Origin of the sequence: Streptomyces sp. LUP30 (assembly GCF_001746365.1) — a bacterium.
In the GTDB taxonomy this organism is placed as follows: domain Bacteria; phylum Actinomycetota; class Actinomycetes; order Streptomycetales; family Streptomycetaceae; genus Streptomyces.
Window position 1 is genome coordinate 165,780 of record NZ_MJAJ01000008.1, and the last position, 23,526, is coordinate 189,305.

Annotated in this window: 20 protein-coding genes and 1 pseudogene; 12 read left to right on the forward strand and 9 right to left on the reverse strand. The window is 71.7% G+C overall.

The window, feature by feature from the left end:
* Positions 1 to 158: 158 nt before the first annotated feature.
* Positions 159 to 1,031, reverse strand: coding sequence for a 16S rRNA (cytidine(1402)-2'-O)-methyltransferase (gene rsmI / locus BG482_RS10290; protein ID WP_069768629.1), 873 nt, complete (start codon positions 1,029 to 1,031; stop codon positions 159 to 161).
* A gap of 62 nt (positions 1,032 to 1,093) precedes the next feature.
* On the opposite strand from rsmI, the gene BG482_RS10295 reads away from it, so the two are divergent.
* The 5 genes and pseudogenes from BG482_RS10295 to BG482_RS10310 all read left to right on the forward strand — a co-directional run bounded on the left by BG482_RS10295 (position 1,094) and on the right by BG482_RS10310 (position 8,188).
* On the forward strand, positions 1,094 to 2,842 hold the full coding sequence (locus BG482_RS10295) for a dolichyl-phosphate-mannose--protein mannosyltransferase (RefSeq protein ID WP_069768630.1): 1,749 nt from the start codon (positions 1,094 to 1,096) through the stop codon (positions 2,840 to 2,842).
* Positions 2,843 to 3,091: 249 nt separating this feature from the next.
* Positions 3,092 to 4,261: a right-handed parallel beta-helix repeat-containing protein gene (locus BG482_RS10300; protein WP_141746563.1), complete on the forward strand. Its 1,170-nt coding sequence runs from the start codon at positions 3,092 to 3,094 to the stop codon at positions 4,259 to 4,261.
* A gap of 6 nt (positions 4,262 to 4,267) precedes the next feature.
* Positions 4,268 to 4,503 (forward strand): annotated as a pseudogene (locus BG482_RS45080) (hypothetical protein).
* 174 nt (positions 4,504 to 4,677) lie between these two features.
* A complete protein-coding gene (locus BG482_RS10305; protein WP_069768632.1) occupies positions 4,678 to 6,306 on the forward strand; it encodes a penicillin-binding transpeptidase domain-containing protein in 1,629 nt (542 codons plus the stop codon).
* Between the two features lie 205 nt (positions 6,307 to 6,511).
* The gene (locus tag BG482_RS10310) at positions 6,512 to 8,188 is read left to right on the forward strand and encodes a penicillin-binding transpeptidase domain-containing protein (RefSeq protein ID WP_069768633.1); all 1,677 of its coding nucleotides are present in this window, start codon (positions 6,512 to 6,514) and stop codon (positions 8,186 to 8,188) included.
* A 60-nt stretch (positions 8,189 to 8,248) separates the two neighbouring features.
* On the opposite strand, the gene BG482_RS10315 is transcribed toward BG482_RS10310, so the two are convergent.
* Positions 8,249 to 8,602 carry an SsgA family sporulation/cell division regulator gene (locus tag BG482_RS10315; RefSeq protein ID WP_069768634.1) on the reverse strand — a complete coding sequence of 118 codons (354 nt, stop codon included), beginning with the start codon at positions 8,600 to 8,602 and terminating at the stop codon, positions 8,249 to 8,251.
* Positions 8,603 to 8,859: 257 nt separating this feature from the next.
* Here BG482_RS10315 and BG482_RS10320 point away from each other — a divergent pair, with 257 nt between their 5' ends.
* The 6 genes from BG482_RS10320 (at position 8,860) to BG482_RS10345 (ending at position 13,816) form a co-directional block, all read left to right on the forward strand.
* Positions 8,860 to 9,918, forward strand: coding sequence for an energy-coupling factor ABC transporter permease (locus BG482_RS10320; protein ID WP_069768635.1), 1,059 nt, complete (start codon positions 8,860 to 8,862; stop codon positions 9,916 to 9,918).
* Positions 9,919 to 9,922: 4 nt separating this feature from the next.
* Positions 9,923 to 10,684 (forward strand): cobalt ECF transporter T component CbiQ, encoded by a 762-nt coding sequence (cbiQ, locus tag BG482_RS10325; protein WP_069768636.1) that lies wholly within the window; start codon positions 9,923 to 9,925, stop codon positions 10,682 to 10,684.
* Positions 10,672 to 11,433, forward strand: coding sequence for an energy-coupling factor ABC transporter ATP-binding protein (locus BG482_RS10330; protein WP_176741339.1), 762 nt, complete (start codon positions 10,672 to 10,674; stop codon positions 11,431 to 11,433). Before cbiQ ends, BG482_RS10330 begins: the two co-directional genes overlap by 13 nt.
* Positions 11,430 to 11,897: a MarR family winged helix-turn-helix transcriptional regulator gene (locus BG482_RS10335; RefSeq protein WP_069768638.1), complete on the forward strand. Its 468-nt coding sequence runs from the start codon at positions 11,430 to 11,432 to the stop codon at positions 11,895 to 11,897. The genes BG482_RS10330 and BG482_RS10335 overlap by 4 nt, the downstream gene beginning before the upstream one ends.
* A 271-nt stretch (positions 11,898 to 12,168) precedes the next feature.
* Complete coding sequence (locus BG482_RS10340; RefSeq protein ID WP_069768664.1) at positions 12,169 to 12,573, forward strand: organic hydroperoxide resistance protein; 405 nt, start codon at positions 12,169 to 12,171, stop codon at positions 12,571 to 12,573.
* Between the two features lie 76 nt (positions 12,574 to 12,649).
* Entirely contained in the window at positions 12,650 to 13,816 is a 1,167-nt protein-coding gene (locus tag BG482_RS10345; protein WP_069768639.1) for a serine hydrolase domain-containing protein, read from the forward strand.
* Between the two features lie 57 nt (positions 13,817 to 13,873).
* Here the strand turns inward: BG482_RS10345 and BG482_RS10350 are convergent, their stop codons facing one another.
* The 6 genes from BG482_RS10350 to BG482_RS10375 all read right to left on the reverse strand — a co-directional run bounded on the left by BG482_RS10350 (position 13,874) and on the right by BG482_RS10375 (position 19,595).
* Positions 13,874 to 14,155, reverse strand: a complete 282-nt coding sequence (locus BG482_RS10350; protein ID WP_069768640.1) for a DUF1876 domain-containing protein — start codon at positions 14,153 to 14,155, stop codon at positions 13,874 to 13,876.
* Positions 14,156 to 14,254: 99 nt separating this feature from the next.
* Entirely contained in the window at positions 14,255 to 15,100 is an 846-nt protein-coding gene (locus tag BG482_RS10355; protein WP_069768641.1) for a DMT family transporter, read from the reverse strand.
* Positions 15,097 to 15,582 (reverse strand): YbaK/EbsC family protein, encoded by a 486-nt coding sequence (locus tag BG482_RS10360; RefSeq protein WP_069768642.1) that lies wholly within the window; start codon positions 15,580 to 15,582, stop codon positions 15,097 to 15,099. The genes BG482_RS10355 and BG482_RS10360 overlap by 4 nt, the downstream gene beginning before the upstream one ends.
* Positions 15,583 to 15,747: 165 nt before the next feature.
* On the reverse strand, positions 15,748 to 16,233 hold the full coding sequence (locus BG482_RS10365; protein WP_370745770.1) for a lamin tail domain-containing protein: 486 nt from the start codon (positions 16,231 to 16,233) through the stop codon (positions 15,748 to 15,750).
* A 386-nt stretch (positions 16,234 to 16,619) separates the two neighbouring features.
* On the reverse strand, positions 16,620 to 18,869 hold the full coding sequence (locus tag BG482_RS10370) for an MMPL family transporter (protein ID WP_069768644.1): 2,250 nt from the start codon (positions 18,867 to 18,869) through the stop codon (positions 16,620 to 16,622).
* A 123-nt stretch (positions 18,870 to 18,992) separates the two neighbouring features.
* The gene (locus tag BG482_RS10375; protein ID WP_069768645.1) at positions 18,993 to 19,595 is read right to left on the reverse strand and encodes a TetR/AcrR family transcriptional regulator; all 603 of its coding nucleotides are present in this window, start codon (positions 19,593 to 19,595) and stop codon (positions 18,993 to 18,995) included.
* Between the two features lie 192 nt (positions 19,596 to 19,787).
* Between BG482_RS10375 and BG482_RS10380 the strand changes: the two genes are divergently transcribed.
* On the forward strand, positions 19,788 to 23,051 hold the full coding sequence (locus BG482_RS10380; RefSeq protein WP_069768646.1) for a S41 family peptidase: 3,264 nt from the start codon (positions 19,788 to 19,790) through the stop codon (positions 23,049 to 23,051).
* Positions 23,052 to 23,190: 139 nt separating this feature from the next.
* Here BG482_RS10380 and BG482_RS10385 read toward each other — a convergent pair whose 3' ends face one another.
* A complete protein-coding gene (locus tag BG482_RS10385) occupies positions 23,191 to 23,442 on the reverse strand; it encodes a hypothetical protein (RefSeq protein WP_069768647.1) in 252 nt (83 codons plus the stop codon).
* Positions 23,443 to 23,526 lie beyond the last annotated feature (84 nt).

Consider the following 23,526-nt stretch of genomic DNA (forward strand, 5'->3'; position numbering starts at 1 on the left):
CTGGACTTTGCTTTCGGCCACCGCCCTTTGCCCCCGCATGGGGCGCATGCTCAGACGAAATGCGCCCTGCTCAGAGGGGGTGTGAGCCGGTTCACAGCACCTCGGCAACAGCCGTCACAGACCCCTGGCGCAACCGTCACCCGAACGCGCGGGAACCCTCACAGTTCCCCCGCGTTCTTCGCCGCCACCACCGCGTCGAACACCTCGCGCTTGGGCAGTCCGGTCTCCGCCGCCACCGCCACGATGGCCTCCTTGCGCCGCTCTCCCGCCTCCTCGCGCACCCGCACCCGGCGCACCAGCTCCGCCGCGTCCAGTTCCTCGGGCCCGCGCTCGGGCGCGCCGGTGACGACGACGGTGATCTCGCCGCGCACCCCCTGCGCGGCCCACTCCGCGAGTTCGCCGAGCGGCCCGCGCCGCACCTCCTCGTACGTCTTGGTCAGCTCGCGGCAGACGGCGGCCCGCCGGTCCGCGCCGAACACCTCGGCCATCGCGGCGAGGGTGTCGTCGAGCCGGTGGGGGGCCTCGAAGTAGACGAGGGTGCGCCGCTCCTGCGCGACCTCCCGCAGCCGCGACAGCCGCTCCCCCGCCTTCCTGGGCAGGAACCCCTCGAAACAGAACCGGTCGACGGGCAGCCCGGACAGCGCCAGCGCGGTGAGCACGGCGGACGGGCCGGGGACGGCGGTGACGCGGACGTCCCGCTCCACGGCCGCGGCGACCAGCCGGTAGCCCGGGTCGGACACGGAGGGCATTCCCGCGTCGGTGACCAGCAGCACCCGCGCGCCGTTCACCAGCTCCTCGACCAGCTCGGGCGTGCGGGCGGACTCGTTGCCCTCGAAGTAGGACACCACCCGCCCCTTGGTCGTCACGCCCAGCGCCTGGGTCAGCCGGCGCAGCCGCCGGGTGTCCTCGGCGGCGATGACGTCGGCGCCGGCCAGCTCTTCGGCGAGACGGGGCGGGGCGTCCGCGACGTCGCCGATGGGGGTGCCGGCGAGCACGAGGAGTCCGGAGGCGGTTCGGGGGGTGGCTGTCACGTTTCCATCCTCGCAGGGGAGAGACACGGGACTCACACAGACCTGTTCCCTACGATGGCGCGGTGACCAGTACCGCGTCCTCCATGGACTCAACGGACTACCGGCCGGGCCGGACGCCGCACGAGCGGCGGCCGTCGTGGCAGCAGCGGCTGCGCCGCTTCGGATACACGGCGGAGCCCTCCGCCGACGTCCGCGAGCGGCTGTCGCCGCCGTACGCGCAGCCCGGCCCGCGGTTGTGGCAGGCGCTCGGCGTCCCGCACGGGTGGGCCGACCGGATCGCGCGCTGGTCGCCGTGGGGAGGGCCGCTGCTGGTCACGCTGATGGCGGGGGTGCTGCGGTTCTGGAACCTGGGCAGCCCCAAGGCGGTGATATTCGACGAGACGTACTACGCCAAGGACGCGTGGGCGCTCGTCCACCGCGGGTTCGAGGTCAACTGGGACAAGAACGCCAACAATCTGATCCTGTCCTCGGGCGGTCACGTCGCCATTCCGACGGACGCGGCGTACGTGGTGCATCCGCCGGTCGGCAAGTACGTGATCGGTCTGGGCGAGCTGCTCTTCGGGTTCGACCCGTTCGGCTGGCGCTTCATGACCGCCCTGCTGGGGACCCTCTCGGTCCTCCTGCTGTGCCGGATCGGCCGCCGTGTCTTCCGCTCCACGTTCCTGGGCTGCCTCGCGGGCGCCCTGATGGCCGTGGACGGGCTGCACTTCGTGATGAGCCGCACCGCGCTGCTCGACGGGGTGCTGATGTTCTTCGTGCTGGCCGCGTTCGGCTGTCTGGTCGTCGACCGCGACCGGGCCCGTGCGCGGCTCGCCGCCGCGCTGCCGCCGGACGCCGACGGCCGCTACCGCCCGAACGCGACGGTCGCGGAGACCACCGGCCTGGGCCTGCGGCCCTGGCGCTGGGGAGCCGGCCTGTTCCTGGGGCTGGCCATCGGCACCAAGTGGAACGGCCTCTACATCATGGTCGCGTTCTGCCTGATGTCCGTTCTGTGGGACGTCGGTTCGCGCCGGGTGGCCGGCGCCCGTCACCCGTACCGGACGGTGCTCAGGCGCGACACGGGTCTCGCCTTCCTGGCCACCGTCCCGGTCGCGCTGGTCACGTACCTGGTGTCGTGGACGGGCTGGATCCGCTCGGCCGCCGACGGCAAGGGCGGCTACTACCGCAACTGGGCGGCCACCGACGGCAAGGGCGGCCACTGGACGTGGCTGCCGGACTGGCTGCGCAGTCTGTGGCACTACGAGCACGAGGTGTACGAGTTCCACACCCACCTCACCTCGCCGCACCGCTACCAGTCGAACCCGTGGAGCTGGCTCGTCCTGGGCCGTCCCGTGTCCTATTTCTACGAGTCGCCCGCGCCCGGCAAGGACGGCTGCCCGGCCGACGCGAGCGGGAAGTGCGCCCGCGAGGTCCTCGCGATCGGCACACCGCTGCTGTGGTGGGCGGCCTGCTTCGCCGTCCTCTACGTGCTGTGGCGCTGGCTGTTCCGGCGGGACTGGCGGGCGGGCGCGATCGCCTGCGGCATCGCGGCCGGCTATCTGCCGTGGTTCCTGTACCAGGAACGCACGATCTTCCTCTTCTACGCGGTCGTCTTCCTGCCCTTCCTCTGCCTTGCGGTGGCGATGATGATCGGCGCACTGGTCGGCCCACCGGGCGCGAACGACACCCGCCGAGTGGCAGGAGCGACGGGCGCGGGCGTCCTCGTCCTGCTCATCGCCTGGAACTTCATCTATTTCTGGCCCCTCTACACGGGCCAGGCGATCCCCATCGACTCCTGGCGCTCCCGGATGTGGCTGGACACCTGGGTCTAGCCGGGCGGACACGCGACGACGACCACGACGGGCAGTCCGCAGTCGTGGTCGTCGTCGGGCGTTTCCGGTCGTCACGGGCCGGCCTCGGACGGCCCGGAGACGGTCCCGTGCACCGGTGCTCGCATCTGTTCTGTGGGCCGCAATGCCTGCCCCTCTCGCTCACAACTCCACACAGGCCCAAGGCTTGAGTGAGGATCGACACATCGGTGCATTAATGTCGATTTAGACATTTACAGATAAAATCTCCGCGTGAGCGGCGCCGACCGCCGATGCCCCCCACGCATGGAGTCACTGGTTTTGTTCCGAGCGCAGAAATCACCGGCGGAGATGCTGTCCGGGTCCCGCCCCGTCTCCCGCAGGTCGATGCTGGCCCTGGTCTCCATCCCGCTTCTGGTCGGTGGGCAGCGTTTTCTCGGCGGCGCCAAGAGCGATGTGCTCGTCAAGGACTACCCCACGCCCCAGCTGGCGGCCGACGCCGCTGCAGGCAAGCGCCTGGTCTTCCCGGCCGGGAGGACGTATACGGTCACGTCGCTGTCGATTCCCGCCGGGTGTCACGTCGAGGGCAACGGTTCGACTCTGCGATTCCCGGACAACTCCACCGAGTCCACCACCCATAGTGACGAGATTCTGGCCGTGAGTGGATCGGGCGTCACGATCGACAATCTCAAGTTCGACGGGCGCGCGTCGAAGCAGGGTGCCACCTGGTCCCAATACCGGCACTGCGTGAGAATTCAGGGGAACGTCAGCGGTGTCGTCGTCAAGAACTGCGAGTTCAGCGACATCATCGGCGACGGCGTCTACGTCAACATCGGAAGTTCCGCCAAGAACTGCACCATTGGGCCGGACAACACGTTCACGTCCGACCATTTCAACCGGAACGGCGTCTCCATCGTCACCGGCACCCACATCGAGGTGCACCACAACAGGTTCGTCAAGTGTTCGCGCTCCGGAATGCCCGGGCCCATCGACCTCGAGCCCAACTCGTTCGCGGAGACCCTGTCCGACGTGTTCGTCCACCACAACACGATCGTCGGCGGTTCCGAGAGCGGCACGGGCACCTTGCCCGGCATCGTGTACAGCGGTTTCCAGAACGCGGCGGCCGACAACATCAACATTTACGACAACGACATCAGCGGAACCAGGTTCACGGACGGCATCCTGGTCATCGGCATCAGCGGCGGCCCGTTCAACGCCGTGACGAATCTGAACGTCTACAACAACCACATCCACGACATCGGCAATGCCGACAGGTTCGGCGTGGGCATCAACCACTACATCGGCGCGAACGTCTACGACAACACGTTCAATGGCATGCAGTGGGCCATCTACAACTACAAGGGCGCGCTCGGCGTTTCGGCCGGCAACACGTTCATCGGAGTGGCGGCGGACATCACGAACGATGATCCGCACCTTGCGTAGTCGAGAATGCATGGCGGTGACCACGACGTGGCGGCGTTGTTCGTTTCGCCCCTTCCAGGTGCCGGCAACTGCCCGGAGTGCCGCCGGGAGGTCACCGTGGTCGCGGGACGGTTCGCCCGGCGCGATCCGCCCGGCGTGCGGGGAGCGGGGAACCGGTCTCGTGCCCCGGTTCGCGCCGGCAGGCACATCCCGGGGCCGCCCAGCCCGCGCTGGACGGGTACACCGTCCCGGGCTTCCCCTGATCAGTCGTATCAGCGGCCGGGGTTCATGTACGTGGCCGGATACATGGGGCTAACGATTGCGGAAACTGATGCCCTGCGCGCCGCCGTTACCCCTTACTGTGAGCCGGAGAAGAGCTTTCTGAACGCGTTCAGAAAACGCGGGCCCGGGAAGCCGCAACGGGGAGGGGTTCACAGATGCGCAAGGGGGCCAAGGCAGCCGTGATCGGCTCGGTCTTCGCCGTGATGGTGGGCGGGGCGGGGTACGGCGCCTTCAACATCGTGAACGCGCTGGACGGGGGCGGGGCCGCGGGACCCGGGGGCGCCGAACCGGCGGCCGTGAAGAGCGGGCCGCCGAGCGGTTCCGAGGTGAAGGACACCAGCGCCGCGTTCTTCGCCGCGTGGACGAAGGGACAGGCCGCCGCGGCCGCCGATCTCACCAACAACGCCGCCAGGGCCGAGTCCCTGCTCGCCTCCTACGGCGCCGCGCACATCACCGGCATGAAGATCACGCCGGGCAAGGCGTCCGGCGCCGTCGTGCCCTACAAGGTCGAGGCGACGGTGTCGTACGAGGGGAAGTCCAAGCCGCTCTCCTACGCGAGCCGCCTCACGGTCGTGCGGGGCGTGACCACCGGCAAGGCGCTGGTGGACTGGCAGCCGTCGGTCGTCCACCCGCAGCTGAAGAACATGGACGACACGCTGGTCACGGGCGCATCGTCGACGCCGTCGATCGAGGCGGTCGACCGCGACGGCAGGGTGCTGACCAAGGAGAAGTACCCCTCCCTGGGGCCGATCCTGGACCAGCTGCGCGCCAAGTACGGCGACAAGGCGGGCGGCACGCCCGGCATCGAGCTGACGATCAGACACACCGCCGCGGGCTCGGCCGACACCTCGCTGCTGACCCTCGCCGAGGGCAAGCCCGGCAGGCTCCGCACCACGCTCAGCGCGGGCGTGCAGGCAGCCGCCGAGAAGGCGGTGCAGAAGCACCCCCAGTCGTCGACGGTGGCGGTCAAGCCCAGCACCGGCGAGGTCCTGGCGGTCGCCAACAACCGCACCGACGGCTGGAACGCCGCCTTCCTGGGCGAGGTCGCGCCCGGCTCGACCATGAAGATCGTCAGCGCGGCCACCCTCATCGACAAGGGGCTCACCACCGCGACCGGACCCGCCCCCTGTCCGGACTCGGCCGTCTCGGACAGCCAGACCTTCCACAACCTCACGGGTATGAAGCCGAACGAGAAGGCCACGCTCTCCGAGAGCTTCGCCCGCTCCTGCAACACGGCGTTCGTGAAGTTCGCGGACGACGTCAAGGACGGCTGGCTGAACGCCGAGGCCCGGGACCGCTTCGGGATCGGTCTCGACTGGAAGACCGGCATCCCCTCCTTCGACGGCTCGGTCCCGGTCTCCGCCGGCCCGGACACCGCGGCCGGCCTGATCGGCCAGGGCCAGGTGCAGATGAACCCGCTGAACATGGCGTCGGTGACGGCGACGGCGATGACGGGCACGTTCCGCCAGCCGGTGATCGTCCCCCTCGCCCTCGACGGCCGCGAACCGGCGCGGGCGCGTGGCCTGTCGCCGAGCACCGTGCAGCAGCTGCGCTCGATGATGAATCGCACCGCGACCAGCGGCACCGCGGCCGACGTGATGGCCGGGCTCAGCGGCCGGATCGGCGCGAAGACCGGCTCGGCCGAGGTGGACGGGCAGACCAGGTCCGACAGCTGGTTCACCGGTTACCGCGACGACGTCGCCGCGGCGGCGATGACCCAGGACGGCGGTCACGGCGTCGATGCGTCCGGGCCGATCGTGGCGGAGGTGCTGCGGGCCGGCTGAGCACCCGCGCACGAGCGGGCCCCGGGGGACGGCCGATGCGCGGCAAGAGGCGGGCCGGCAGCGGGGTTTGCGGGGTGGCTGACGTCACACGTGACGTCGTCGTCGGCAAGGGGACTCTAGGGTGGTAGCCGTCGTTGGGGTCAGTGAGGGCAACGAGGGCAACGGGGCTGGGGGGAGAGCCCCTGGGGATCCGGAGGATCTGGCAGTGGGCAAGCGAAGGCGCGTCGAAGAACGAAGCAGCAAGCGGCGTCCCGCCGTGGTCGTCGGCATGATCGCCGTCGTGGTCGGCGGAGCCGGGCTCGGCGTCTACGCGCTGTACGGCGGAGCGGCGGCCGACGACGGCTCGGCCGCGTCGGCCAACGGCAGGCAGGTGCCCAGGGTCCGGGCCGACGCCCCGTCGGCGGCCGAGGCGAAGGCCCTGGCCACCCGGTTCCTGACGGCCTGGCAGAAGGGCGAGGCGGCCCGGGCGGCCGCCGTCACGGACGACTCCGCGGCCGCCACCGCGCTCCTGACCGGCTACACCAAGGACGCCCACATCACGGACGTCACCTTCACCCCGGGCACGGCCGCCGGTGTGAAGATCCCGTTCTCCGTGAAGGCCACGGTGAAGTACAAGAACGCCGGCAAGCCGCTGGCGTACGACAGCGCGCTCACCGTCGTGCGCAACCCGAAGAACGGCAAGGCACAGGTCGACTGGCACGCGTCGGTCGTCCACCCCGACCTCCAGGACGGCGACACGCTCGTCACCGGTGACGCCGGCACCCCTCCGGTCAAGGCCGTCGACCGCGACGGCGGCGAGCTGACGGCCAAGAAGTACCCCTCACTGGGCACGGTGCTGGACGGGCTGCGGGAGAAGTACGGCAAGAAGGCGGGCGGCAAGGCGGGCGTGGAGCTCCAGGTGGTCCGCGGAAAGGCGTCGAAGGCGAAGAAGGCCTCCGACAAGACGCTGCTGGAGCTCAGCAAGGGGACCCCGGGCACCGTCAGGACGACGCTCAGCCCGACCCTGCAGGCCGCCGCCGAACGGCAGGTCGCGAAGACGGCGCGCTCGTCGGTGGTGGTGATGCGGCCGTCCACGGGCGAGATCCTCGCGGTGGCCAACGCGAGCCCCGGCTTCAACACCGCGTTCAACGGTTCGCTCGCGCCCGGCTCCACGATGAAGGTCATCACGTCGTCGCTGCTCCTCGACAAGGGGCTGGCGTCGGCGGACAAGACCCACCCCTGCCCGAAGACGTTCACCTACGGCGGCTGGAAGTTCCACAACGACGACGACTTCGAGATCAAGGGCGGCTCGTTCAAGGCGAGCTTCGCGCGCTCCTGCAACACCGCCTTCATCAGCCAGGCCCCCGACTTGAGCAACGACAGCCTGACCAAGCAGGCCCAGCAGGTGTTCGGCCTGTCGATGAACAACTGGGCCATCGGCGTCCCGTCCTTCGACGGCTCGGTGCCGGTGCAGTCGGCGGCCCAGATGGCGGCCTCGCTCATCGGGCAGGGCGGGGTGCGGATGAACCCGCTGAACATGGCGTCGGTCGCCGCCACCGTGAAGGCGGGCTCCTTCCACCAGCCGTACCTGGTCGCCCCGTCGGTGGACGGCCGCACGCTGGCGTCCGCCTCGCGCACGATGTCGTCGTCGACGCTGACGCAGCTGCGCGAGCTGATGAACTACACGGCCGCGGCCGGCACCGCCGCCGAGGCGATGTCCGGCCTGGGCCCGGACTACGGCGCCAAGACGGGCTCGGCCGAGGTCGACAACCAGGACAAGCCCAACGGCTGGTTCACCGCCTACCACGGCGACCTGGCGGCCGCCGGCGTCGTACAGGCGGGCGGCCACGGCGGCGACACGGCCGGCCCGATCGTGGCGTCCCTGCTGCGGATGGGCGGCTGAGAGCGGGCCGGCCCGCTACCTGGGAGCGGCCGACCCGAGAGCGGCCGACCTGAGCGCCGGCTAGTGCGGGACGGGCTGCTGGGCGGTCGCCATGTAGGTGCGGCGCAGGAACCGCAGCAGCGTCTTCGACTCGAACTGGACGACCGAGACGCCGTGCGCGGAGTGGAACTCGACCACGGCCTGGACCCGCCCGCACGGCCAGACCCGCACCTCGCCGGTGCCGGCCGGGGCGCGCAGGCCCTGTTCGAGGAGGGTGCGGGAGAACGTCCACTCCCGGCGGTCGGGCAGCCCGACGCGCACGGAACGGGGTTCCTCGGGGTCGTAGCGCAGGACGACCGGGACGGCCGTGTCCTCCTCGACCCGGTCGGCGTCGGTGACGATGTGGGCTCGCGCGTACTGTTCGACTACAGACATCGACCGGCCCTCTCACGCAGCGTGACCTGTGCGGAAGCTGTGCATCCGCTCCCCCTCCAATGTCGCATATTTTGCGGATTGCGCTCTCCCGCACCGGCATATCTCACCTGTGCGATACACGGACCCGAGCAGATCCGACGCCGGTCCCGGCTGCTCCGGGCGGGTCCGGGCGGGTCCGGAGCTCTCCGGGTCGATCTCCACGCAAACGAATGTCTCGCTCTTGCGAACCGTTCGCATTAAGCCTCTATCATCGTCGGGTGCACGTACCCGACGGATTCATCAACGCCCCGACCTCCGCCGTGACCGGAGTCGTCGCCGCCGGCGCCATCGCCGTGAGCCTGCGCGGCGCGCGCCGCGAGCTCGACGACCGGACCGCGCCGCTGGCCGGCCTGGTCGCGGCGTTCATCTTCGCCGTGCAGATGCTGAACTTCCCCGTCGCGGCGGGGACCAGCGGCCATCTGCTGGGCGGCGCGCTCGCCGCGATCCTCGTGGGTCCCTTCACCGGGATCCTGTGCGTCTCCGTGGTCCTGCTGATGCAGGGCATCCTCTTCGCCGACGGCGGACTCACCGCGCTCGGCGTGAACATCACCGACATGGCGATCGTGACGACGGTCGTGTCCTACGCCGTCTTCCGCGGCCTGGTGAAGGTGCTGCCCCGCGGCCGCCGGTCCCTGACGGCCGCCTCCTTCGTCGCCGCCCTGCTGTCCGTGCCGGCCGCCGCCGTGGCCTTCACGCTCATCTACTGGATCGGCGGCACCACCGACGTGGCGATCGGCAAGGTGGCCGGGGCGATGATCGGCGTGCACGTCCTGATCGGCGTCGGCGAGGCCGCGATCACCGCGCTGACGGTGGGCGCCGTCGTCGCCGTCCGGCCCGATCTGGTGCACGGCGCGCGCGATCTGCGGCAGCGGCTCCAGCTGCGGGTGAACGGCGAACTCGTCGAGGCCCCGGCGCCGGACGGGGTGCGCACGGCGCCCGTGGCGGCCCGCGCCTCGCGGCGCACGGTGTGGGTGACCGGGCTGGTCACCTCCCTCGTCCTGGCCGGCTTCGTCAGCTTCTACGCCTCCGCCAATCCCGACGGCCTGGAGAAGGTCGCCGCGGACCACGGCATCGACAGGAGGACCGAGAAGCACGTCTCCTCCGACTCCCCGCTCGCCGGCTACGGCGTCAAGGACGTCACCGACGCCCGCCTCTCCGGCGGCCTGGCGGGCGTGATCGGCGTCGGCACCACCGTCGTCGCGGGCAGCGCGGTGTTCTGGACGGTGCGCCGGCGCCGCACGCGCGACGTGTCCCCGGCCTCCACGAGCGGGGTGTGACGTCATGGGAGCGGGACATGCGCACCGGCTCTACCGGCACGGGCACTCACCCGTGCACGGCCTGCCGCCGCACACCAAACTCGCCGCCGCCTTCGGCTTCGTGGTCGTCGTCGTGTCGACGCCGCGGGAGGCGCTGTGGGCGTTCGGCCTGTACGCCGTCCTGCTCGCCGCCGTGGCGCACCGCGCGCGCGTGCCGGCGGGCTTCCTGCTGAAGCGGCTGCTGATCGAGGTGCCGTTCGTCGCGTTCGCCGTGCTCATGCCCTTCGTGGCCGAGGGCGAGCGGGTGGACGTCCTCGGACTCTCCCTCAGCGTCAACGGGCTGTGGGGCGCCTGGAACGTCCTCGCGAAGGGCACCCTGGGCGTCGCCGCCTCCGTCCTGCTGGCGTCCACCACGGAGCTGCGCGAACTGCTCCTCGGCCTGCAACGGCTGCGGCTGCCCCCGCTGCTGGTGCAGATCGCCTCCTTCATGATCCGCTACGGCGACGTCATCACGGACGAGATGCGGCGCATGCGGGTCGCCCGGGAATCGCGCGGCTTCGAGGCGCGGGGCGTACGGCACTGGGGGGTGCTGGCGAAGTCGGCGGGCGCGCTGTTCATCCGCTCCTACGAGCGCGGGGAACGCGTGCACCTGGCCATGGTCAGCCGCGGGTACACCGGTTCGATGCCGGTGATCGACGAGGCGACCGCGACCCGCGCCCAGTGGTCGTACGCACTGACCCTCCCGTTCGCCGCCCTCGTCGTCTGCGTGTTGGGATGGGCCCTGTGACTGACGTTTCCCTGGAGGTCTCCGGCCTCGCCTTCGCCTATCCCGACGGCCACCAGGCCCTGTTCGGCGTGGACTTCACCGTCGCGCGCGGCGAGCGGGTCGCGCTGCTCGGGCCGAACGGCGCCGGCAAGACGACCCTGGTGCTGCACCTCAACGGCATCCTGAGCGGCGGCGCCGGCACGGTGACCGTGGCCGGGCTGCCGGTCGGCCGGCAGCACATGGCCGAGATCCGGCGCAGGGTCGGCATCGTCTTCCAGGACCCGGACGACCAGCTGTTCATGCCGACCGTGCGCGAGGACGTGGCGTTCGGACCGGCGGCGGCCGGGCTGAAGGGCGCGGCCCTGGAGGCGCGCGTCGACCACGCCCTCGCCCAGGTGGGCATGGCCGAGTTCAAGGACCGTCCGCCGCACCACCTGTCCTTCGGCCAGCGGCGGCGCGTGGCGGTCGCGACGGTGCTCGCGATGGAGCCCGAGATCCTCGTCCTGGACGAGCCGTCCTCCAACCTCGACCCGGCCTCGCGCCGCGAACTCGCCGACATCCTGCGGTCGTTGGACGTCACGGTGCTCATGGTCACGCACGACCTGCCGTACGCCCTGGAGCTGTGCCCGCGCGCCCTGATCCTCAGCGAGGGCGTGATCGCCGCGGACGGCCGGACCGGCGATCTGCTCGCCGACGACGCCCTCATGCGCGCGCACCGACTGGAGCTGCCCTTCGGGTTCGACCCGCGCTCCGCGACAATGGGCGCGTGACGAACGACGGACCCACCGCCGACGGCTCGCTGCTCCTCGACGAGCAGTTGTGCTTCGCCCTGTACGCCGCCCAGCGCGCGGTGACGGCCGCGTACCGACCGCTCCTGGACGAACTGGGCCTCACCTACCCCCAGTACCTGGTGCTGCTGGTGCTCTGGGAGCGCGGGGAGACGACCGTCAAGGAGCTGGCCGCGGCCCTGCGGCTCGACTACGGCACGATGTCGCCGCTGCTGAAGCGACTGGAGGCGGCGGGCCTGGTGCGCCGGGAGCGCTCGGCGCGCGACGAGCGCTCGGTGCTGGTGGCGTGCACCGGGCGCGGTGAGGAACTGAAGGGGCGAGCAGGGCGCGTGCCCGGCGCCCTGCTCGCGTCCACCGGCCTGGAGGCGGCGGAGGTCGCCCGGCTGCGCGAGGAGCTGTGGGGCCTCGCGGAGCGGGCGCACCCGGCGGCCGACCGCACCCGGTAGAGCGCGAGCCGCCACCACTCGCCTCGCCCGTCCACCCACTCCCCTTGCCCTCTTCCTCCCCTTCCCTCCCTTCCGCCCCTCCCCCCTCTCCGGCGTTACCCGTGGTTACCACCCCCCTGCCGCTCGCCCACCGACCTACCGGCCGGTACCTTGTGCACGATGTAATTGGGGAAGACGCTGGGGAGGGTCCGCCGTGACAGAAGGCGCCGCAGTCGGCACCACCGAGAACGCCGACGCAGCCGGCACCGCCGACACTCGTCCGACGAAGATCATGTACGTCGCCGAGGCGACCGCGCACGGGGGCCGCGACGGGTACGTGACCAGTCAGGACGGCCAGATAGAGCTGAGGGTCGCGATGCCGCCGCAGCTCGGCGGCGACGGCAACGGCACCAACCCGGAGCAGCTCTTCGCGGCCGGTTACAGCTCCTGCTTCCACAACGCGCTGATCCTCGTCGGCAACCGGGCGGGCTACGACCTCACCGGGTCGACGGTGGCGGCGAAGGTCGGGATCGGCCCGAACAGGAGCAAGGGCTACGGCCTCGCGGTCGCGCTCAGCGTCTCGCTCCCCGTCCTCGACCCGGGCCTTGCGGAGAAGCTGGTGGACGCGGCGCACCAGGTGTGCCCGTACTCGAACGCCACGCGTGGCAACATCGATGTAACGATCATTCTCGGCTAGCGGGACGAAGGAATCGCAGGCTGTCCCCGGGCGTTCTCCGAGGAGTTGAAGGCGATCTCCGAGGGGACGGGCGGGCGTGGACGTGAACGGTGCGGTGGCCGAGGGCTTCGAGCCGGTCCGGGAGGCGTTCGCCCGCAACTTCGAGACGCTCGGGGACCGGGGCGCGGCGGTCGCCGTCTACCGGGACGGGCGCAAGGTCGTCGACCTGTGGGGCGGCACGAAGGACGTCGACGGCACGGCCCCCTGGGAGCGCGGCACCGCCCAGATCGTGCGGTCGGCGACCAAGGGCGTGGTCGCCGCCGGCCTCCTGCTGCTGCACCAGCGCGGCGAACTGGATCTGGACGCGCCGGTCGGAGCCTACTGGCCGGAGTACAAGGCGGCGGGCAAGGAGCGCACCCTCGTGCGGCATCTGCTCGCACACCGGGCGGGCGTGCCGGTGCTGGACCGGCCGCTGACCCCCGCCGAGGCCGCCGACCCCGATCTGGGCGCGGCGGCGGTCGCGGCTCAGACGCCCGTCTGGGAGCCCGGCACGGACCACGGCTACCACGCGCAGACGTACAGCTGGCTGACCGGCGAGCTGGTACGCCGGATCACCGGGCGGCCCGTCGGGGAGTGGATCGCCGACGAGGTCGCGGGGCCGGTCGGGGCGGACCTGTGGCTCGGGCTGCCGGCGGCGCAGCGCGCACGGGCAGGGCGCGTGGGACAGGTGGAAGCGCCGACGCGAGCGGGCGCGCTGAAGACCCGGCCCAAGCCCGCCGTCGCGGCCGCCTACGCCGATCCGCACTCGCTGACCCGCCGCGCCTTCGCCGCGATCACCCCGCTGCCCGACGAGAACGACCCCGCCTACCGGGCCGCGGCCCTGCCCGCCTCCAACGGCATCGCCACCGCCGACGGCCTGGCCCGTTTCTACGCCTCGCTGATCGGCGAGGTCGAGGGCGGGAGACGGCTGCTGCGGCCGGAGACGGTGGCACTCGCACGCGGCGAGCAGTCGTCCGGCCCGGACCGGGTGCTCGTGGTGAACACCCGCTTCGGCCTCGGCCCCATGCTGCACGGCACCGCGTCCCCGCTGCTGTCCCCCGCCTCCTTCGGCCACCCGGGCCGCGGCGGCGCCCTGGGCCTGGCCGACCCGGAGTCGGGGATCGCCTTCGGCTACGTCACCAACGGTTTCCGGACGAGCGTGACGGCGGACCCGCGCGCCCAGGCCCTGCTGCGGGCCCTGCGCGCGGCGACGGCGACGCACTGACCCCCGACGGCTGACACCCGACGGCTGACGTCTGCCCGCGGTCCGCCCGCACGTCGACTACACGTGGATCGAGTGGGACCTGCGCCCCGAGGCGTCGTCGATCTCCAGATGCGCCTTGGTCAGCAGCTGCATGGCGATCTCGTTGAGCGCTCGGGCGCCCGCGATCTCCTCCCCGACCCGGGGCTGGTTGGCGTCCACGTTGTGCCGGGAGGCATGCCCGTGCGCCCTGACCTCGGTCCCGTCCGGCAGACGCACCATCGCGACCGCCCGCGTATGCCGGTCGTCCTCCTCGAACTCCAGCTCGATATGCCAGCCGACCGTGGTGTGCATGACGGCCATGACGAATCACCTCCGAAGCTCCTGCTTCCAGAGTGCCCCTCCGGACCGGCGCCCGCACCCACGCGGCCTCCCCCGCCCACGGCCCACCCGCGGCGCCGGTCAGCCGGTGTGCAGCATCAACCCGATGCCCACCACCAGCAGCCCCGCCGCGGCGAGCCGCGGAACACCGAAACGTTCCTTGAAGAACAGAGCGCCGATCGCCGCTCCCACGATGATCGACGACTCCCGCAGCGCTGCGATCGGGGCCAGTTCGGCTCGGGTCTGGGCCCACAGGACGAGGGCGTAGGCCAGGACGGACAGCGCCGAGCCGAGGAGGCCGAGGGCGGCGTGGGGGCGCAGGACGGCGGCGGTCCGTCCGCGCCAGCGGTGGACGGCGTAGGCCGGGATGACAGCGCCCTGCAGGGCCATCAGCCAGGCGATGTACCCGAGCGACGACCCGGAGGCCCGGACGCCGAGCCCGTCGACGACCGTGTACGAGGCGATGGTCAGGCCGGTCGCCAGCGCGGCCCCGACGGCCGGCCAGTCGGGCCGTCGTCCGCGCAGCCCCCAGAGGGCGACGCCGGTCAGCCCCGCGCACGACAGCGCGATGCCGGCGGCCGCCCAGCCGTCCGGCACCTCGTGCGCGAAGACGGCGGCCAGGACCGTGACGACGAGCGGCGCGGAGCCGCGCGCGATGGGGTACGCCTGCCCGAAGTCGCCGAGCCGGAACGACCGCATGAGCAGCGCGTAGTACGCGATGTGGATGAGCGCCGAGCACAGCAGGTACGGCCATGCGCCCGACGCCGGGAACGTGGTGAACGACGCGAGCGCGAGACCGATGAGCATGCCGCCGCCGGCGATGAGCGTGAACCCGACGAGTTTGTCGGTGATCCGGTGGGCGATGGCGTTCCAACTGGCGTGGGTGACCGCGGCGACCAGGACGGCCGCGGTGACCAGCGGGGTCACGCGGTGCGCTCGCGGACGTCCACGAGGGTCGCGTCGGCGTGCTCGACCAGGTCGTGGGGCGCCATGGGGAAGACGACGTGCGGGTTGCCCGCGGCGGCCCACACCACGTCGTGCGCGAGCAGACTCCGGTCGGCCAGCACCCGCGTCCGCGTCCGGTGCCCGAAGGGCGGCACGCCCCCGATCGCGTACCCGGTCGTCTCGCGTACGACGTCGGCGGCGGCCCTCGTCACCTTGCCCGCGCCCAGTTCCGCGCGCACCCGCTCGACGTCGACGCGGGAGGCCCCGTCCATCAGCACCAGCACCGGCGTGCCGTCGGCGGCGAAGATCAGCGACTTGCAGATCTGACTCAGTTCGCACCCGATGGCGGCCGCCGCCTCGGCGGCGGTCCGGGTCGCCTCGGGGAAGCTGCGCGTGGCAAGGCCGTCCAGCCCGAGGGCGCGGAGGGCTTCGGTGAACCGGGGGTGCGCGGCAGGCGGGGTCATGCGGGCACGCTAGCGGTCGGTGCGGGAGGCGGGCGAGTGGGTTTGCGGCGGCCCGTCCGGCCGTGGACGCGACGGGACGACGGGACGACGGGACGACGAAGCGCCCGGCCCCCGGGAGGGGGTCGGGCGCTTCGCCGTCAGGCCGGGACGGCCGGGGTGCGGATGTCAGTCACGGCCGCCGTGGTGGTGACCGTCGCGGTCGTGGCGGTCGTGGCGGTCGTCACGACCGTGGCGGTCGTGGCGGTGGCCCCAGGACTCGTCGTCCACGAAACGACGGTGGTCGTTGCGCAGGGTGGCGGTGTCGGAGTAGTTGTCCCACACCTCGCGGTGGCGGTCCTGGAACAGGTCGGTGCGGGTGTCGCGGCCCTCACCGGTGTGGATGCGGACGGTGGCGCGGGGGGCCAGCCGGTAGTGGCGGAAGGTGTAGGTCTCGCCGCGCTCGTCCGAGAGGGTCCACCCGTCCAGGTTGACCTCGTGGCGAGTGGTGTTGGTCAGCTCGACCCACTCCTTGTTCAGGGAGCGGGCGGAGCGGTCGTTTCGGCCCGGTGCGTCGTACTGCACGGCGCTGATTTCCACCTTCGCCCGGTCCTGGTGCGGGTGGTCGGCTGCGGAGGCCGGCAGCGCCACCGTCCCGACGACGGCCGCGGCGATCGCGGCGGCGGCGAGACAGCGAGCGGAAACAGTGTTAACGGACACAAGGTCTCCTTGCATGGTGCGAGTGACGGCCGGATCGGCCGCACGGCCAACACTCGACCACCGACCACGGTCAGCGCGCCTGATTGGCACCTCACGTTACGAACCGTCCACATTCCGGTGACAGTAGGCTTCCATGTCCATATATGTACTGAAGGCTCCGAACCATTGGGACTACTGCCCTGTGGGCCCCTTCCTCCGCTGCCCATCACCCGAAAGTGGGTCACAGCGCGAGGTGCGGAAAAGAGAAGCCGGTGAGGGCGCTCCGTCCCCACGGAGCCCTCACCGGCGGTCTTTCCCCCGGGTTCCCACGGGCGTCAGCGCCCGTCAGGTCCCCTCGCGTGTCAGACGCGCACGAGTTCCCGGTCGTCGTCCGGGTCGGCGCCCTGGGTGCCGGCGGCGTCCGCGGGCGTCTTGAGGCCTTCGCCCTCGACGTCCACGTTGGGCAGCGCGCGGTCCAGCCACTTCGGCAGCCACCAGGCCTTCCTGCCCAGCAGGGCCAGGACGGCCGGCACGATGGCCATGCGCACGATGAAGGCGTCGAAGAAGACGGCGCTCGCGAGGCCGAAGCCGATCGTCTTGATGATCGCCTCGCTGGCGGTGATGAAGCCGCCGAAGACGGCCATCATGATGATCGCGGCGGCGGCCACCACCTTGGCGCTGTACCGGAAACCGGTCACCACGGCCTGGCTCGGGCTCTCGCCGTGGACGTACGCCTCGCGCATCCGGGTCACGAGGAAGACCTCGTAGTCCATCGCGAGACCGAAGACCACGCCCACCATGAAGATCGGCGTCATCGACATGATCGGCCCGGTCTCCTCGACGCCGATCAGGCCGCCGAGCCAGCCCCACTGGAACACGGCGACGACGGCGCCGAGCGCGGCCAGCACGCTGAGCAGGAAGCCGAGGGCCGCCTTCAGCGGGACCAGGATGGAGCGGAAGACCACGATCAGCAGCAGGAAGGCCAGGCCGACGACGAGAGCGAGATACGGGACGAGCGCGTCGTTGAGCTTCTGCGAGAAGTCGATGTTCATCGCGGTGGTGCCGGTGACGAGCACCTGCGCGCCCGTGTCGGACCGGACCTCGGCGCCCTGGTCGCGAATGGCGTGGACCAGGTCCTCGGTCTGGGTCGACGAGGGCTTGGAGTCCGGGATCACGGTGATCGTCGCGGTGTCGCCGGCCTTGTTGAAGGCGGCCGGGGTCACCGTGACGACGTCCTCGAGGCCCTTGATCCCGTTGGCCACCGAGCCGGCCGCCGCCTGCGGGTCGTCGCTGTCGCGAGCGTCGACCACGATCACCAGGGGACCGTTGAAGCCCGGGCCGAAGCCGTCCGAGAGCAGGTCGTACGCCCGGCGCTGGGTGGTGGACGTCGGCTGCGAGCCGTCGTCGGGCAGACCCAGCTCCAGCTGGGTGGCGGGGACGGCGATCGCGCCCAGCCCGAGCACGCCGAGCAGGAGCACGGCGGCCGGCCGGCGGATGACGAAGCTCGCCCAGCGCACGCCCGGACCGGGCTTGGCCGGACCGGACGGGGCGGCCGGACCGGACGCCGCGGCCTCGGACCCGCGCGACCCGCGCTTCTCGCCCGTGCCCCGGACCTTCTTGCCGGCGAAGCCGAGCAGCGCGGGGATCATGGTCAGCGCGATGAGGACGGAGACCACGACCGTGCCGGCCGCCGCGAGGCCCATCTTGGTCAGCATCGGCACGTTGACGACCGCGAGGCCCGCCAGGGCGATCACGACCGTGAGGCCCGCGAAGACCACGGCCGAGCCTGCGGTGCCGGTGGCGCGTCCGACCGCTTCCTCGCGGTCGCGGCCCTCGGCCAGCTCGCTGCGGTAGCGGGAGACGATGAACAGGGCGTAGTCGATGCCGACCGCGAGCCCGATCATCAGGGCGAGCGTGGAGGTGGTGTCGCCGAGGTCGAGCGACTTGGCGAAGGCGGTGATGGTGGAGACGCCGATGCCGACGCCGATGATCGCCGTCAGCAGGGGCAGTCCCGCCGCGACGAGCGAGCCCAGCGTGACGACGAGGACCACCGCGGCGATGGCGAGACCGACGATCTCGCCGGCCGCCCCCGGCTCGGCCCCGGCCTGCAGCGCGTCGCCGCCGACGTCGACGGTGAGCCCCGTGGCCCGTGCGTCGTCCGCGGCCTTCTCCAGGGCGTTCCTGGTCGCGTCCGTCAGCTCCATGCCGGGCGCGTCGTACCGGACCGAGGTGTAGGCGACCGTCCCGTCCTTGCTCACGGCGTGCGTCGTGAACGGGTCGGCGACGGAGACGACCTCGGAGCCGCCGCTCAGCGACTTGACGGTCTTGTCGACGGTCGCCCTGTTGGCGGCGTCCGTCATCTTCTGGCCCTCGGGGGCCTTGAAGACTATGCGTCCGGTCGCGCCGTCGGCGCTGGCTCCGGGGAAACGCTGTTCCAGCAGGTCGAAGGCCTTCTGCGCCTCGACGCCCGGAATGGAGAAGGAGGTGGTGCCCGGTGCGGGCGCGGTCGCGGCGCCGACTCCGGCGAGGGTCAGCAGCGCGACCCACATCAGGGCGACGAAGCCGCGTCGCCTGAAGGCGAATCGGCCGAGTTTGTAGAGGAACGTGGCCACGGAGGCGTACTCCCGGTCAGGTCGTGTGTGTGCAGGGCAGGGTTGACCACCCCGGCGGGAGGCAGGGGTGATCGGCCCGACGACGTGAGCGGTGACGTCAGGATGGGCGGACCGCGGGGACGGTCAGGGGGTGGGCGCGCCGAGGGCGGGGAGGACCACGGCGTCGATGTACGACAGGAGGAACGCCTGTGTCGGCGGCTGCTCGTCGAGCATGGTGCGGGCGGCGAACGCGCCGATCATCATGTGCGGCACGAACTGCATCGCCGGGCTGTCCGCGCGGACCTCACCCCGGTCGACCGCGCGTTGCAGCATGTGACGGAACTCCGCCATCTCCGGCTCGACGAGATGTTCCTTGAAGGCCTTCAGCAGGTCCGGGTTGCTGTGGACCGCCATGGCCAGACCCCGCATCAGCGCGGAGTTCTGCTCCATCTCGCAGTCGTCCGAACGCAGGGTGAGGGCGTGCAGGTCGCCCCGGAGCGATCCGGTGTCGACCTCGTCGGCGGAACTGCCCGGCTTGCCGTGGCGGACCGCCTTGGCCACCAGTTCGGCTTTGCCGCCCCACTGGCGGTAGAGCGTGGCCTTGCTGGACCGGGTGCGAGCGGCGACGGCGTCCATGGTGAGGGCGTCGTAGCCGACCTCGCGGAGCAGTTCGAGCACGGCCTCGTACAGCTCCGCCTCGCGCTCGGGGGTGATGCGGCTGCGACGCGCCGTTGCGACCTCAGTCATTCCGCTCCCCTTCCGCTCCGCACCGAATACGAACCGCCTCCGAACCGACACGGTTCCTCATGCGTACTCACCGAATGTAGCGCACTTCACTGCGAAACGAAACCGTTTCGTACGTGTCCTGTCTCACGCGGGCCCGGTTCCGCACACATGTCACAAGTTGCTCGGCTCCATCCCCCGGAAAAGCATGGGGAGGTGAGCTATCTGCGCCTGCCCCATCTCCATGGTGACCTGTTGTGCTTCGTGGCCGAGGACGACCTCTGGCTGGCCCCGCTGGCCGACCCGGGCCGCGCCTGGCGGCTCACCGTCGACCGCACGAAGGCAGGACATCCCCGCTTCTCCCCCGACGGCCGCCTCATCGCGTACACGAGCTGGCGCAGCGTCGTCCCGGAGATCCATCTCGTGCCCGTGGAGGGCGGGCCGGGACGGCGGCTGACCTACTGGGGCAGCTCCGACACCCGGGTCTGCGGCTGGACGCCCCCGGACGCCGACGGACACGCCGACATCCTCGCCGTCGCCTCCCACGGCGAGCCCTTCTCCTACTTCACCTGGGCCTACAAGGTCTCCCCCGACGGCTCCCCCGGCCGAAAACTCCCCTGGGGCCCGGTCTCCGACCTCCAGGTCGCCGACCTCGACGGCGAACGCCGGACCCTCCTGCTCACCGGCACCCCACCCCACGAACCGGCCGCCTGGAAGCGCTACCGGGGCGGCGCCACCGGCCGGCTGTGGCTGCACGGGCAACGGCTCCTGGAGGGCGTCGACGGCCATCTCGCCAGCCCGCTCTTCGTCGGCGGCCGCATCGCGTTCCTCTCCGACCACGAGGGCGTCGGCAACCTCTACTCCTGCGCCCACGACGGCTCCGACCTGCGCCGGCACACCGACCACGACGCCTTCTACGCCCGGCACGCCGCCAGTGACGGCACCCGGGTGGTGTACCAGTGCGGCGGGGACCTGTGGATCGTCGACGACCTCGCCGCCGACTCCGAGCCGCGCCGGATCGACGTGCGTCTCGGCGGGCCGCGCACGGGACGACGGCCCTACCAGATCCCGGCCGCCCAGCACGTGGACGGCATCTCCGTCGACGAGACCGGCCGGGCCAGCGCCGTCGTCGTCCGCGGCAGCCTCTACTGGCTGACCCACCGCGACGGACCCGCCCGGACGATCACCGACGCCCCCGGGGTCCGGGTGCGGCTGCCGGAGATGCTCGGCGAGGGCGGACAGGTCGCCTACGTGACGGACGCGGACGGCGAGGACGCCGTCGAGATCGCCCACCTGCCCCGGGCCACGGGCCGGCGCGAGCCCAGACGGCTGGCCTCCGGCCGACTCGGCCGGGTCCTGGAGACGGTGGCCGACCCGCAGGGCGAACGGCTCGCCGTCGCCTCGCACGACGGCCGGCTGCTGCTCGTCGACCTCACCGAGGACGCGGGGCGCGCGGACGGAGACGAGGTCACCGAGCTGATCGCGTCGGCCAACGGCCCCGTCCGCGACCTGGCCTTCTCCCCGGACGGGGGCTGGCTGACCTGGTCGCACCCCGGGATCGGCCGCTCCCTGCGCCAGATCAAGATGGCCCGCATGAAGGACCGGTCGGTCATCGACGTGACCGACGGCCGCTTCGAGGACGAGAACCCGGTGTTCACCCGGGACGGCCGCTATCTCGCCTTCCTCTCCTGGCGCGGCTTCGACCCGGTCTACGACGTGCACACCGGCGACCTGTCCTTCCCGCTGGGCTGCCGCCCCTATCTCGTGCCCCTGTCCTCCGCGACGCCGTCACCCTTCGCGCTGACCCCGGAGGGCCGCCCGGCCGCCGGCGGGCTGGACCCCGTGGAGGACGAAGGCAACGGCTCCGACGGGACCGTCACCGTGGAGACCGAAGGGCTGGCCAGCCGGGTCACCCCGTTCCCCGTCACCGCCTCCAAGTACTCGGCCCTGTACCCGGTGGCGGGCGGCGGGCTGGTGTGGCTGCGCTGGCCGATCTCGGGCGCGCTCGGCGAGACGTTCGCCAACCCGGACGACACGAGCGGACGGCCGACGCTGGAGCACTTCAACATCAGCAAGGCGAAGAAGTCCGAACTCGTCGACGACCTCGACTGGTTCGCGCTGAGCGGGGACGGCACCCGGCTCGTCGTGGTCGACGAGGGCGACCTGCGGGCGGTGCCGTCCACCGAGTCCGGCGACCCGGACTCCACGGTCTGGATCGACCTGCGGCGCATCCTGCACGAGGTGGACCCGGGCGCCGAGTGGCGGCAGTCGTACGACGAGGCCGGCCGGCTGATCCGCGCCTACTTCTGGGACCCGGGCATGTGCGGCATCGACTGGGACGCGATCCTCGACCAGTACCGGCCGCTCGTCGAACGGGTCGCCTCGCCCGACGAGTTCGCCGACCTGCTGCGCGAGGTGCTCGGCGAGCTGGGCACCTCCCACGCGTACGTCACCGCCGCCCGCCGCAACGAGGGGCCGCCCCACTACCAGCGCCTGCAGGGCCTCCTCGGCGCCAACCTCGTCCGCAGGGAAGGTGGTTGGACGGTCCGGCGGATCCTGCCCGGCGACTCGTCCGACTCCAAGGCGCGTTCCCCGCTGGCCGGCACGGGGATCCGCGAGGGCGCGGTCCTCACCCACGTGGACGGCCGGGAGGTGGACCCGCTGACCGGCCCCTACCCGCTGCTGGCCGGCGCGGGCGGCACCACGGTGGAGCTCACCGTCGCCCCCGCGGAGGGCGAGACCGGCCGGCCGCGCCGGGTGGCCGTCGTCCCGCTCGTCGACGAACGCCCCCTGCGCTACCAGGACTGGGTGGCCAAACGGCGTGCAGTGGTAAGGGAGTTGAGCGGCGGCCGATGCGGCTACCTGCACATCCCGGACATGGGCGGCTCGGGCTGGGCCCAGTTCAACCGCGATCTGCGCGGGGAGGTGTCACGGCCCGCGCTGATCGTGGACGTGCGCGGCAACGCGGGCGGCCACATCAGCGAACTGGTGGTGGAGAAGCTGACCCGGACGATCCTGGGCTGGGACCTCACCCGCGACGCCCAGCCGGTGTCGTACGCCTCGAACGCGCCGCGCGGGCCGGTGGTGGCGCTGGCGGACGAGGCGACCTCCTCCGACGGCGACATGATCACGGCCGCCTTCAAACTGCTCGGACTGGGCCCGGTGGTCGGGCAGCGCACCTGGGGCGGCGTGGTCGGCATGACCGGCCGGCACCAGCTCGGCGACGGCACCGTCATCACCGTCCCGATGAACGCGGCCTGGTTCGACGCGTACGGCTGGTCGGTGGAGAACCAGGGCGTCACCCCCGACCTGGAGATCCTGCGCACCCCGCTCGACTGGGCCGAGGGCCGCCACGCCCAACTCGACGACGCCGTACAACTGGCCCTGGACCTGCTCGCCGAGAACCCCCCGGCGACCCCGCCCGACTACGCCGGCGTCCCCGACCGGTCCCGCCCGAAACTGCCCCCGCGCACGACCTGACAGCCCGGACCGGGGAGAACCGGGAGAACCGGGAGAACCGGGAGAACCGGGAGAGGGCGAGGACACGAGGACGCGAGGAGGGGTGCCCCGGGCCCGGGGCACCCCTTGCTCATCGTTCACCGGCCGCCGGAGCGGGGTGTCAGAAGCTCTCTTCGTCGAAGCCGACGCGCTCGCGCTCGCGCTCCCGCTCCTGCGGGTTGCGGCGCTCCGACGCCTCGTGCTCGGGGCGCATGCGCTCCGACGTCTCGCGCTCCGGACGCATGCGCTCGGCGTCCTCGCCCGGACGCTGCTTGCCGCGCTGCTGGACCTGCTCCTTGGCCTGCTGGGCCTTCTGCTTGGCCTGCTGCGCCATGCGCTCGGACTGGTCCTGGAACTTGTCCTTCATACCCATGTGGGTTCACTCCTGTGGGAGATGAGGGGGTTGGGGCCCCGTGGTGGGGCCTCGACCAGATTCACACGGGCGGTCACGGCGCGC